The 13,012-nt window shown below is 38.7% G+C and carries 12 protein-coding genes; 3 read left to right on the top strand and 9 right to left on the bottom strand.

Annotation, left to right across the window (positions count from 1 at the left end):
- Positions 1–27: 27 nt before the first annotated feature.
- From MWU78_RS00890 to MWU78_RS00880, 3 genes are read left to right on the top strand one after another with little or no spacing between them, the layout of a single operon-like run.
- Entirely contained in the window at positions 28–1,122 is a 1,095-nt protein-coding gene (locus MWU78_RS00890) for a carboxylate-amine ligase (RefSeq protein WP_246994093.1), read from the top strand.
- A gap of 13 nt (positions 1,123–1,135) precedes the next feature.
- Complete coding sequence (locus MWU78_RS00885) at positions 1,136–1,960, top strand: GMP synthase (RefSeq protein ID WP_246994091.1); 825 nt, start codon at positions 1,136–1,138, stop codon at positions 1,958–1,960.
- A gap of 11 nt (positions 1,961–1,971) precedes the next feature.
- Entirely contained in the window at positions 1,972–3,165 is a 1,194-nt protein-coding gene (locus MWU78_RS00880) for a hypothetical protein (RefSeq protein ID WP_246994089.1), read from the top strand.
- Between the two features lie 47 nt (positions 3,166–3,212).
- Here the strand turns inward: MWU78_RS00880 and MWU78_RS00875 are convergent, their stop codons facing one another.
- The 9 genes from MWU78_RS00875 to sufD all read right to left on the bottom strand — a co-directional run bounded on the left by MWU78_RS00875 (position 3,213) and on the right by sufD (position 13,008).
- Positions 3,213–4,412, bottom strand: coding sequence for an ATPase (locus MWU78_RS00875; RefSeq protein WP_246994087.1), 1,200 nt, complete (start codon positions 4,410–4,412; stop codon positions 3,213–3,215).
- Between the two features lie 289 nt (positions 4,413–4,701).
- Positions 4,702–6,198, bottom strand: coding sequence for a leucyl aminopeptidase family protein (locus tag MWU78_RS00870; RefSeq protein WP_246994086.1), 1,497 nt, complete (start codon positions 6,196–6,198; stop codon positions 4,702–4,704).
- Between the two features lie 15 nt (positions 6,199–6,213).
- A complete protein-coding gene (locus MWU78_RS00865; protein ID WP_246994085.1) occupies positions 6,214–7,038 on the bottom strand; it encodes an alpha/beta hydrolase-fold protein in 825 nt (274 codons plus the stop codon).
- An 856-nt stretch (positions 7,039–7,894) separates the two neighbouring features.
- Complete coding sequence (locus MWU78_RS00860) at positions 7,895–8,827, bottom strand: DUF3078 domain-containing protein (protein WP_246994084.1); 933 nt, start codon at positions 8,825–8,827, stop codon at positions 7,895–7,897.
- Positions 8,828–8,900: 73 nt separating this feature from the next.
- Positions 8,901–9,404 carry a DUF2480 family protein gene (locus MWU78_RS00855; RefSeq protein WP_246994083.1) on the bottom strand — a complete coding sequence of 168 codons (504 nt, stop codon included), beginning with the start codon at positions 9,402–9,404 and terminating at the stop codon, positions 8,901–8,903.
- A gap of 93 nt (positions 9,405–9,497) precedes the next feature.
- On the bottom strand, positions 9,498–9,830 hold the full coding sequence (locus MWU78_RS00850; protein WP_246994082.1) for an SUF system Fe-S cluster assembly protein: 333 nt from the start codon (positions 9,828–9,830) through the stop codon (positions 9,498–9,500).
- 63 nt (positions 9,831–9,893) lie between these two features.
- Positions 9,894–10,316, bottom strand: coding sequence for a SufE family protein (locus tag MWU78_RS00845; protein ID WP_246994081.1), 423 nt, complete (start codon positions 10,314–10,316; stop codon positions 9,894–9,896).
- A 106-nt stretch (positions 10,317–10,422) separates the two neighbouring features.
- Positions 10,423–11,649, bottom strand: a complete 1,227-nt coding sequence (locus MWU78_RS00840; RefSeq protein WP_246994079.1) for a cysteine desulfurase — start codon at positions 11,647–11,649, stop codon at positions 10,423–10,425.
- A 42-nt stretch (positions 11,650–11,691) separates the two neighbouring features.
- Positions 11,692–13,008 (bottom strand): Fe-S cluster assembly protein SufD, encoded by a 1,317-nt coding sequence (sufD, locus tag MWU78_RS00835; RefSeq protein WP_246994077.1) that lies wholly within the window; start codon positions 13,006–13,008, stop codon positions 11,692–11,694.
- Between the last annotated feature and the right edge of the window lie 4 nt (positions 13,009–13,012).

Here is a 13,012-nt window from a genome sequence, read left to right as displayed (position 1 = left end):
TGCCCAAACTGTAATACGTGGACACCAATGGATTTTACATTAGGAGTAGAAGAAGAATATCAGGTCATAGACCCCAAAACCCGTGAGTTGACCTCACATGAGCAAAAAATTGTAGAAATTGCTGATGAGATATTGGAAGGGCAAGTAAAAGCGGAAATGCATCAGGCAGTAGTTGAAGTTGGTACGGTCATTTGCAAGGATATAAAAGAGGTACGATCGCAGGTAACCAATTTGCGAAAAACCATATCCGAAGTTGCGGCCAGTCTCGACCTTCGCATAGCCGCAGCTGGTACCCACCCTTTCTCGGAATGGGAAAAACAATTGATTACGGTTCATCCACGATATGATGAAATTGTTCAGGAATTACAGGATGCCGCCAGGTCCAATCTTATCTTTGGACTACATGTTCACGTGGGCATTGAGGATAGGGAAATGGCAATACACATTTACAATTCCGTGCGCTATTTTTTACCCCATATATATGCACTTTCTACCAACTCCCCCTTTTGGGAAGGCAGAAATACGGGCTTTAAATCGTTCCGCACCAAAGTCTTTGATAAATTTCCACGTACCGGCATCCCGGATTTCTTTACCGGAGCTGGGGAATACGAGCGCTATGTTAACCTTCTGGTACAAACGAAGTGTATAGACAACGCAAAAAAAATATGGTGGGATGTAAGGGTACACCCTTTCTACCCGACTATAGAATTTAGGATCTGCGATGTTCCCCTAACAATAGATGAAACTGTAACCATAACGGCATTGATTCAGGCCTTGGTAGCCAAACTTTATATTTTAAGAAGGAGCAACCTCAACTTTATTATTTACAAAAGGGCATTGATCAACGAAAACAAATGGAGGGCCTCAAGATATGGGATTGAAGGCAAGATGATCGACTTCGGAAAATCTATAGAAGTACCAACCAAAGAATTAATTTTGGAGCTGCTCGAATTTGTGGATGATGTGGTAGATGACTTGGGAAGTAGGGAGGAAATTAATAGAATACATAAAATTTTAAATGAAGGGACCGGGGCGGACAGACAACTGGCCGTTTTTGAAAAAACCAAAAACCTTAATGATGTGGTCGATTATATTTTGAAGGAGACGGTTGCAGGGATTTAAATGAACAAGAAAAATGTTGGATAGAAAAAAAAAGATTGCAGTTCTGGATTTATATAATGGCATTCCCAATCAAGGGTTGCGATGCATTAGGGAAATATTGGATAAATATAGCGAGGAGGCCGATTACAAATTTTTTGACGTTAGGAAAAAAAATGAAGTTCCCGATACCAGTTATGATATCTATATTTCTTCTGGAGGCCCAGGAAATCCTTTGGAAGGGGATGGAATTTGGGATAAAAAGTATTATTCCCTCATTGACGAACTATGGGAACACAACAAAAATGGCCACTATCCCAAAAAATATGTGTTCTTTATTTGTCATTCCTATCAAATGGTCTGTCATCATTTTGGTCTAGGAGAAATTACAAAACGCAAATCCCCCTCTTTCGGCATCTTGCCTATCCATAAAACCAAAAACGGAAGGGCCGATGAGTTGTTCTCCAAATTACCCGATCCTTTCTTTGCCGTAGATTCGAGGGATTGGCAACTTATACAACCGAGATTGAAAGTTTTTGAGGAAAAAGGGGCCAAAATATTGGCATTGGAGAAAATAAGGACGCATGTGGAATACGAAAGGGCCATTATGGCCGTACGTTTTTCGAACGAATTTGTCGGAGTACAATTTCATCCCGAGGCCGAACCGGTTAGTATGGAAGTGCACTTTGCAAAACCTGAAAACGAAGAGAAAGTAATTGCCACTTACGGGAAAAGAAAATATAATAACATGATGACCCATATTAGGGATACGGATAAATTGGAATCTACCTACAATTCCATAATACCTGGATTTATTGAAAATGCTATTAAAAAAATTGGATTATCCAAGCAACTCTCTTAATATAGGTATTTATGGTAGAACATCTTCGTCAGCAATACAATGCAGCATTTACGGATGGGAAATACAAGGCATTTTTAGAAAGTATCTCTACCGCCTATGATCATAAACCACCGTTTCGTATTTCGGAGACCCCTATCTTCATTCCAAAATACCTTAAACAAAGATTGTTGGAGGCCTGCGATCAGGTCAACAATGTGATCTGTCAGCCAAATTTCAAGGAGCTGACCAAAAATGCCCTTCAAGATGCCTCACAATTCGTTCCTGGGGAAGATGAACACACTACTTTTCTTCAAATGGACTTTGGAATATGTTTGGATGAGAAAGGGGAACTTATGCCTCAAATGGTGGAAGTACAAGGATTTCCGACCCTTTATTTTTTTCAAGAGCTAATGGCCAAAGGCTATCGCAATCACTTCAATATACCTTCAAACTATCATCACTTAAACAATACAACTTCTGCAGATTATGTAGAGAAATTAAGGGAAATTATTGTGGGCGACTGTTCTCCCGAAAATGTGATTCTTTTGGAAATAGAGCCCCATAAACAGGCCACACAAATAGATTTTTTGGCTACGTCCCGCCATTTGGGCATAAAAGTGGTTTGCATAAGCGAATTGATTACGGAAGGGAAAAATGTGTTTTATACCAATAATAAAGGCCAGAAAATTCCGGTACGCAGGATATATAATCGGGTTATTTTTGATGAACTTTTTAAAAGGGAAGATCTCCCAAGGCAATTCGATTTTACCAAGGAATACAATGTGGAATGGATAGGGCACCCAAATTGGTTTTTTAGGATAAGTAAGTTCACCATGCCTTTGATCAACAGCCCGTATGTTCCTCCCTGCCATTTCTTGCACCAACTGGAAAAGTATCCGGAGGACTTGGAAAACTATGTGCTTAAACCCTTGTTCTCTTTTGCGGGATCGGGTGTACTCATAAATGTCACCAAACAAGATCTTGATGCCGTTCAAAATAGGGAAAACTATATCCTACAGAAAAAAGTGGTCTATGCACCTGCAATAAAGACTCCAACGGAACCTGCCAAATGTGAAATCAGGATGTTGATGATATGGGAAAAGGGTGAAAAAAAGGCCAAAGTCGTCAACAATCTAGTACGTATTAGCAAAGGGGAAATGGTTGGGGTTCGCTTTAACAAGGATAAGGACTGGGTGGGTGCCAGCGTGGGGTTCTTTGAGGACTAGAGATACATTCAAGTTTTTCACCTCTTTAAAACTCTTCCCATGACATATTAGGTACTTGCGTGAAAGTCGATTTGGATCCGTCTAGTATGAGCGTTAAGCAATTCCAAAACTCTCTCCTGACAATCAGATTTTACTATATGGCCAATATGGTAATCCTTTTGTAGTTGCCAACAAATTTCATGGTCTGTAAAGCAGGAGGGATCTGGATATTGGAACCGGCACAGGGAAACTACAATACCTGCGTATTCATTTTTTACTTTGGGTAGCTTATATGGCTTCCCCTTGGCCATAGCATCTTCGATAACAGCCCATTCTTTCCATAAATTAATTCCGGTAGCAAAGAATACCATTTCTGCCAAATGGGCTCCCCCTACACGGGAGGCGGTTTCCAGAAAATAGAATTTCCCGGTTTCCCGAGATTTAATATACTCGCTATGGGAGGCACTAAAACGCATTCCGAAGGCTTTTAATACTTCCTCATTGATAGCCTTAAGACCAATGGCATCCAGGGAATCCATCTTAAGGGTAATAGATCTAAAAATACCGTGTCCGTGAGCCACGTCCATAGGGGTGCTTAAATACTGGGAAGCCTGTGTAAAAACAATTTTACCGTCAACAGATAAAGAATCAACGTGGTAAACATCCCCAGGAGCAAATTTCTCCAATAAGTACTCGTGCCGCCGGTCTCCCAAAGACTCCAAAACGGTCCATAGCTCTTCGTTCGAAAATATTTTTCTGATCCCTGTTGCAGAGGCTTCGGATCTGGGCTTAATTAGCCATGGAGCAGGAACCCTCTTTGTATATTCATCTATTTCACTATTGTTGAATAATGGTGTGAATTGCGGAACTGGAATACTGGACTCCGCAGCTTTCATTCTCATCGCCAACTTATCCCTAAAATATCTACCTGTTGTTTGTCCCATACCGGGAATTCTAAAATGTTCCCTTACCAAGGTGGCTTTCTCCACATCAAAATCGTCCAAGGCAACAATCCTGTCTATTTTTTGATTACGCAATAAAAAAGCCAGGCCAGAAACTAAATCGTCCATATTCCATACCCCTTCCCGCTTTTCCTGCATGTAGAAAATTTCGTCAATAGAATCGCGAGGCCAGTTCTTATGTTCCAATCCCTTTGAGGTAATAAGTAACACCTTATTTCCTAAAGCCTTACAGGATTTTAAAAAATCTTCTCCCTTAAAAAAACTGGAAATACATAAAAAGGTGGTTTGATCGGCTTTTCCTGTCATGGTCCTGAGGTATAACTTATTAGCTGTAAAATACCCATTAATCCCGTATACACCGCAAAATCAATTGAAAAAATTGCCTATCCATTTTAGGGTTATCCTTTGTTCTTGTTTCGGGGCTATAATTGTCCAGGTCATTACCTCTTAGGTCCTATATTGGATATTTAATGGATATTGAAGTAAATAATACCTAAAGTTAAACAGGCCATAAAGAATTTTAACAATCCGACCTCCCATAAACTTCATAGTGGGCATCTTAAAAGTAATGTCTCCATGCCCTATTGATCAGAAACTATTTAACCAAACCAGCAATAAAATCGGTCAGCAGTCTTACGCCGAAAGCGGTAGCCGTTTTTTGGGTATAGAATTCCGCATCCCCAAAAGCCACCCCGGCTATGTCCAAGTGGGCCCATTTTGGATGTTTATCCGTAAAAAATTCTAAAAATTTAGCAGCACTTATGGCCCCTGCTATAGGCTTGCCACTGTAATTTTTTACATCGGCAATATCAGATTTAATATCTCCCTCGTAGGAATCCCACAAAGGTAGCCGCCACAAACGCTCCCCACTTTGATCCCCTGCGTTTATCAATTTAAGGGCCAATTCATCATTATTGGTGAACAATCCACCGGCCTCATAGCCCAAGGTCTGTACACAGCTTCCCGTTAAAGTAGCCGCATCCAAAATTATATCTGGGTGATAATTTTTATTCAAGTAGGCAATTCCATCGGCCAATATTAAGCGCCCCTCTGCATCCGTATCTATAATCTCAATTGATTTCCCCGCAAATGACCCAATAACATCTCCCGGTTTTAGAGCTTTGGCATCTACACAATTTTCTGTTGCAGGAATTACAGCAATAAGATGTACAGGCAATTTTAGCTTGGCAGTCAATTCTATGGCCCCTAAAACAGCTGCTGCTCCTCCCATATCGCTTTTCATATAATGCATATTGGAAGATCCTTTTATAGATATGCCTCCTGTGTCAAAGGTAACACCTTTGCCCACCAAGCCCACAGTAGGAGTGTCCGGACCACTTTTAGCTGGTCTATATTCCATTATAATGAATCTCGCAGGTTTCTCACTTCCCTGACTAACGGACATCAGGGCTTTTAGACCGAGTTTTTCAATGGATTTTTTATCATGGACTTCTACATGGTAACCAAAATCCTTCCCAGATTTTACAGCAACTTCGGCTAATTTATTAGGGGTAAGTTTATTGCTTGGTGCATTGACCAACCCTAAGATCTTAAGTTGGGTTTCCGCGGTAGCCTTGCCCTTGATAGCTGCCTTTTTTACAATTTCCTCAAAACCTCCTGGCACACAAAAGCCCAATTTTAATTCGTCGGATTTCCATTTCTGCGTTTTTGTTTCCAATGTCTGATACATACCCTTTTTGTAGGTCCCCAATATTAGCCCACTGACTACGCCCTCAGCCAAAATGGAAATAGATTCAGGGTCAAAATTCCCACTGCCCAGATCTAAGCTCAAATTTGATGGCAATTTGGGCGCTTCAATTTGCATAAAGCGCTTAAGAGTATCGATAATCACTTTTATCGTGGGATTTGCTCCCAAGCCCAAACAGTATACCTTCTTTAAATTTTTCTGATCAATAGGATAAAATAGGGAAATTTCTTTTTTTTCAGCCTTTATTTGTTCGGTCAAAAGTTCCGCTGGTAAATTTAAATCCCCAGCCATTTTAACAATGTTCGCTTCCAAATTGTCACCTTGGACAAAGGGTATAACCAGTACTTCTGAAAAATGATTCCTTTCCGTTAATATTGTAACCATAAAAGTGCTTTATATTTAATTCCTAAAATAAAGGAATTCCAGAGCCGTAGGAAATTCTTGGCTCCAAAACCATTCCTCGTGTTTTCCATCGGGATCAATACGGAGTTCAATATTTACCTTGGTGCCCTCTTTATTTTTTTCTTCCAGTATTTGCTTTAACTTTTCTACATTCCCCACCATATTCACGCTTTCATCCCCACCGGCATATAGATAGATGTCGGTCGGATAAGGTTGATGAAAATTTATGGCATCAAAATAAATCTTTGGTGTAATCCAGAGGGAAGGTGAAAAAATCATCAATTTTCCAAATACTGAAGGATACCTTAAACCAGCATAAATACTTATTAGTCCACCCATAGAACTTCCACCAACTCCGGTAAACTCCCTGTCTTTTAAGGTCCTAAAATTTTTGTCGATTTCAGGCTTTAGGGTCTCCACCAAAAACTTGAGATATTTCTTTCCGTCCCCTTTACCCCATTTGGTTTCTTTGAAGGGAGAAAACTCCAACACTCTTTCCTCCTCTGCATGGTCTATGGCCACCACAATAATATCTCCCATTCCTTTTATGGACAGGTCCGAAAGCTTTTCATCTATGGCCCAGTTACCATAGGGTCCACCACCATCAAATAGATTTTGGCCATCGTGTAAATATAAAACCGGGTAGCTTTTAGTACTGGTCTCATAGCCATGGGGAAGGAGTACCGATATCCTTCTTTTCTTTTTCAATTGTGGAATTTCATAATCCTCCGCTATAATCCGAATCTCTGGGTTATAGGAAATGGGATTTTCCAGGTGACTTCCAACACCATCAATATTATTCTCCAACATTCTCTTTTTCATAATTTTAGCCCAACAAATGCGGACAAAGATAGTTGGTTTTAAAACAACAGTATAATCTAAGTAAATCTAATGTGCTGTGTTCCTGAGTATTTTGATAAAATATTGTTTTTTATACAGGTCTAAATGTCCTTATAAAGGATTCTTAATCTCTAAAATGAATCCAAGAGGAATAAAATTATTGCCGTTTGTCGAAGAAACGATACCGTTGGTTTTTTTCACAACATTCTCGGGGGAGTTCACAACAAAAATTAAGCATAACTGCCCATTCCTTCTATCTTTACATTGTATTTAAGTGATAGTGTTTAACCCCAAATCGAACGCAAAACTTAATTCGAAGTGCTTTTTCCCCAAATCAGCACTTAACCTAAAAGTTAAAGTTTTAGACAAGAAACCAAATTTTACTGGAAAGACCTACTTAACTAAAAAAAAGCCCCTTGAAAAAGGGGCATTTTTAGTTATCCCAAATTCGACCAAAATGTATCCAAGTTATTAAGGGTCCAAAGATTATTAATGTTGCTCCTTGTCGCAACCAAGAACATGTGAAGCCTATTCATATTAACTTGAATACACTTTAAAAACAGCAAACCCCCTCAACAGAGTTGTACACCACATGATGCACTCCCTACACAACATATATTAATCTATAAACTTATTTCCCGATATATTAGCCTTATCAATAAAAGGATAAATATCCAAAAACATTTTGGGATTCACCTTTAGGCATTTCAAAAAACGACATTCCAATTTCTCGGAAATTAAAAATATATATAACTTAACCAAAATTGACAAACCCTACTTAGCAAAAATGGCCCTCTAAGGGGGCCATTTTATTTTTTTTACGTACTGATATCGCTTTTTAGAAAGAATAGTTTAGGCCAAACAACCAATAGGTCTGTAAATCATTATCGATTGATGCAAAAGTAGGTGTTGGATCTCCCACATCCAGATTACCAGTTGCATAATTTAATGCTTCTTGCTTATTGTTTCTTAGACCAAATTCAAACCCTAAACCAATACCTTTCCATAAGGTATATCCAAAAGAATTGGTCCAGGTCCAGTTGGAATAATCAGCACTTTTATAACTCTGAAATAGGGACATATTGGTCTTAAAATTAACCTTACCCAACTTTCTGGTATAGTCGGCCACAATCTTAGCACCCAAGGAAGATTCAAAAACACTCTCACCCGAACTAAACACAAAGTTGTAGTTTAAGGGGTGTATAACCACCACCAAATCAGTGATGGGCGTCCAAGTTGCTCCAACCCCAATATCCAAATAGCCTGGGTCATTAAAATTGTCTATAATTGTAGTCCTGTATTCCGCCAAAGTAGATATAGCGAATTTATCGCTCAATTTCTGACCGTACAAAGAGGTTATATTAAAAACATCCGTAGCTGAACGAAAACTATCGTCATCGGTGTCAATATCCTTATCATCAATTTTTACCCACCCAAGATTTATATTCAATGAATTTCTCCAGAAAAATTTAGGTTGATTAAGATTTGCAAAGGCGTTGGTAGTAATACCTATGTTCCCAGCACTAGAATTTGGAGCACCTTTGGCATACCAATTATTAAAACCTGAGAGACTGGCGCCAATAGTTCCAAATGCGCCCTTTTTCCAACCGGGTATGGCATTAATTTTACCCTGAATGGCGTCTACCCTTCCTTGTATTGCTGCAATAGAGTCTTTTTTACTGGCTTTATCCGCCTTTAACTCCTCCAAAGTTTGGGCAACAGTAATGTTCATAGCCAACAAAGCGACTATTGCTAGTACAATTTTCTTCATAATAGTTAGTGTTTTGTTTATAGTAAAACAAAAATAATGAATGTTGGATAAAATGAAGGAACGATATTGATCATTATTTTGCCTTAAACAAGGGTACAGAAGAACAAGCTTCCCCGTACATAACACTTTTGGCTACAGTCTGAATTTTGGTCGTGGCCCATAAGTAGGCGTTGGGTGGAACAGGTTTATTGGAGCAGCCCTTGATTATTACTGGCTTATCCACATATTCGGAAACGTCCATATTTTCCAATATGGTTTGATAAAGGGATGATTCTAACATCTCCAAATCGCCAATAATTATTTTCTGCGCATAAGGTTGCAGTTTGGTAGAAATAAGCATGTATGCCCAACCCGGGATAATGGCATCCGAAGAGCAGGTTAAGGCCACATATGCACCTTTATATACACTCCAATCATGTTCCTCCAATTGGGCCCGAAATTCCTTTTCCCGAAGTATTAAACCCTCGTACAACCAATCCTTAATATCCATAAGTATCCTATTCCCTTTAGGGTATAAGTCCTCTAGGTTAAAGGTCACCAATTTACTTTGGGAGACACGATTTATAATTTCAGACATAATTTTTTGAGGTTTTTAATATCAAATTTAATCGGCAGATATTATTGTAATATAAATATTCCACAAATTAATAGTTGGGTCAAGAGGCCCGAACTATAGCATCCCTAGTTCCAATTTGGCCTCTTCACTCATTAATTCCTGAGTCCAAGGTGGATCAAAAGTAATTTCTACCTCAACATCCTTTAGTTCGTCTATAGACTTTACCTTTTCCTCTACCTCCATAGGGAGCGACTCGGCAACTGGACAGTTGGGTGAAGTTAAGGTCATTAAGATTTTAACTTCATTTTCATCATTAACGAAAACATCATAAATTAAGCCTAATTCATAAATGTCCACAGGTATTTCGGGGTCATAAATTGTTTTAAGGACCCTTACTATCTTTTCTCCCAATTCCTGTGTGTCTATAGTTTCTATTTCTTTGCTCATTATTTTAAATGTTTATGGTCTGTAAAAAAGATTTGTCCAACAATTTACTGAAGGCCAGACCAATTAATTTAATTGTGTTTGGTATGCAACAGCATACAATTTCAATTGTTTAATCATACTAACCAGACCGTTGGCCCTAGTAGGTGATAAATGCTCTTTTAATCCAATCTCATCTATGAATCTGGTCTCGGCATCAATGATATCCTTAGGTTTTTGATTGCTAAAAGTCCTTATTAGAATGGCAATGATACCTTTGGTAATAATGGCATCACTATCCGCGGTAAAAACTAATTTATCACCTTCCAATTCTGCATGTACCCAAACTTTACTCTGACAGCCCTTAATAATATTATCGTCGGTTTTATACTGTTCCTTGATCATAGGCAGCGATTTTCCTAGCTCTATCATATACTCATAGCGCTGCATCCAATCCTCGAACATAGAGAACTCATCAACGATCTCTTCTTGAATTTCTTTTATACTCATATCCCAATTTTGTGCCCATTGTACAATGGTAACAATTCCATGCAAAAATACAATAAGTAATTTTGCATATCAACTATTTAAAAGATTGAAAATTAACTAAATGAAGTTATGACAGCATTGTTTTTGCCCGCCGTACGCCTGCCACCAATATATCCACTTCTTCCTTGGTATTATAAAAACTAAAGCTGGCCCTTACAGTACCGGGAATTTTATAAAAATCCATGATTGGCTGGGCACAATGATGTCCTGTCCTCACAGCGACCCCTAGTTTATCCAATATACTCCCAATATCATAAGGATGAAGACCTTCAATATTAAAAGAAATTACTGCTGTTTTTTCCTTTGTGTCTCCATATATTTTCAAACCATCTATGGCTAGAAGTTCTTTGCTTGCATATTCCAAAAGCTCGTGTTCGTATTGGGCTATGGCATCAAATCCTATGGCATTCATGTAGTCCAAAGCGGCACCAAAGGCAATACCTCCACATATATTTGGAGTCCCAGCTTCGAACTTATGGGGAAGATCGGCATAGGTAGTTTTTTCAAAAGTTACTTCTGCAATCATTTCACCCCCTCCTTGGTAAGGTGGTAATTTATTCAACCACTCCTCTTTGCCGTAAAGCATACCTACTCCAGTAGGACCGCACATTTTATGGGCAGAAACCACATAAAAATCTACATCCAATTTCTGTACATCGGCTTTTATATGTGGTGCGGCCTGAGCACCATCTATTAGGACCGCAGCACCTATGTTATGGGCTGCAGCTATAATTTCCTCTATTGGATTAATGGTCCCCAAGGCATTTGAAACATGGTTGCAGAACACCAATTTTGTACGGTGGGACAGTAATTTATGGTATTCCTCCATAACCAATTTTCCGTCCAAACTCATTGGAATTACTTTCAATACTGCTCCTGTACGCTCACAGAGCATTTGCCAAGGAACAATATTGGAATGGTGTTCCAATGCGGAAACTATAATTTCATCACCTTTTTTTAAAAATGAGGCAAAACCATTGGCTACTAAATTTATACCATGCGTTGTTCCGGAAGTAAAAATAATTTCATGGGACTTAGCGGCATTAAAATGCTTTTGTATCTTCTGCCTTGCCTGTTCGTAAACGTCTGTTGCTTCTTGGGACAGTGTATGCACCCCTCTATGAATATTTGCATTATAGTTACTGTAATATTCAACAATGGCATCTATGACCTTTTGCGGGGTCTGGGACGTAGCAGCATTGTCCAGATATACCAAAGGATAGCCGTTTACTTTCCTATTTAAGATTGGAAAGTCCTTACGTATGGTCAATATATCGAAAACAGTTTGTATCATGGTAAAAATTCAATGCTGGGAATTACGTTGAATAGAAACTTTCTAAAGGTCAAATCCTAAACGAACGCCCAATTTGTTGGCAATTAATTTGTTGATCCTAACCTTTAATTCCGGGATGCGTACACTTTCCAAAACGTTATTGGCAAAGGCGTACATTAGCAAAGCACGGGCTTCTTTTTTCGGAATTCCCCGTGACTGTAGATAAAATAAGGCCTCCTCATCCAATTGCCCAATGGTACAACCATGGGAACATTTTACATCATCCGCAAAAATTTCCAATTGAGGTTTTGTATTAATGGTAGCCTTATCACTCATTAGAATGTTATTGTTCTGTTGAAAGGCATTCGTCTTTTGGGCAATTTTGTCAACAATAATCTTACCGTTGAAAACCCCTGTCGCATTTTCGCCATAGATCCCTTTATAATCCTGATGGCTTTCACAGTTGGGCTGAATATGATGCACCAATGTGTGATGGTCTATATGCTGTTTTTCCTCAATAATGGTAACCCCTTTCATGGTAGAATCTATCCTTTCCCCATTTTGATAGAAATTAAGGTTGTTTCGGGTTAATTTACCCCCAAAGGAGAAGGTATGAACCTTTACAACACTTCCATCTTTTTGATCAATATAAGTATTGTCTATTAAGGAGGCAGTTGTTAAATCGTTCTGTACCTTATAGTAATCAACGTTGGAATTCTTGGCGGCATAAATCTCGGTAACCGAATTGGTAAACACTTCATTAGCCGTTAAACTCTGATGACGCTCAATAATTTGCAACTCGGCATTTTCCTCCGCAATTATCAAATTTCTCGGCTGCAGTAAAAGCGCGGCTTCATTACCGGTAGAAAAATGAACGATTTCTATCGGTTTTTTCGGAATCTTATTTTTGGGAATATAAATATAGGCTCCCTCCTTACTAAAAGCAGTGTTCAAAGTAGTCAACGAATCGTCCTTAGAAGCTATTTTATTAAAATAAACATCTATTATTTGCTTGTACATGGGCTTGTTTAAGGCCGAACTCATTAGACATACATCCACTCCATCATGGGTAGTCTCCGATAAAAAAGAACTATATACCCCATCGACAAAGACAATCTTGAAGGTGTCTATCTCATGAATAAAATATTTCTTTACATCCCGGTATTCCAACATGTTCTCCTTTTTTGGAAAGATGCTGTAATCTATTTTCTGAAGTGTATTTAAGGAAGTATATTTCCAGGCCTCCTCCTTTTTAGTAGGAAACCCCTTTGCCTCAAAATTTTTAATGGCCTCCGTTCGTATATCATGAACCGGATTATCTACATCCACACCATTTTCAAATGCCAAAAATGAGGAAACTAATTTTTCTTTTAAATCCATTTTA

The organism is Arenibacter sp. F26102 (genome assembly GCF_023015865.1).
Lineage (GTDB): Bacteria > Bacteroidota > Bacteroidia > Flavobacteriales > Flavobacteriaceae > Arenibacter.
Note: the sequence above shows the minus strand (reverse complement) of the source record. Positions and strands in the feature narration are given on the sequence as shown.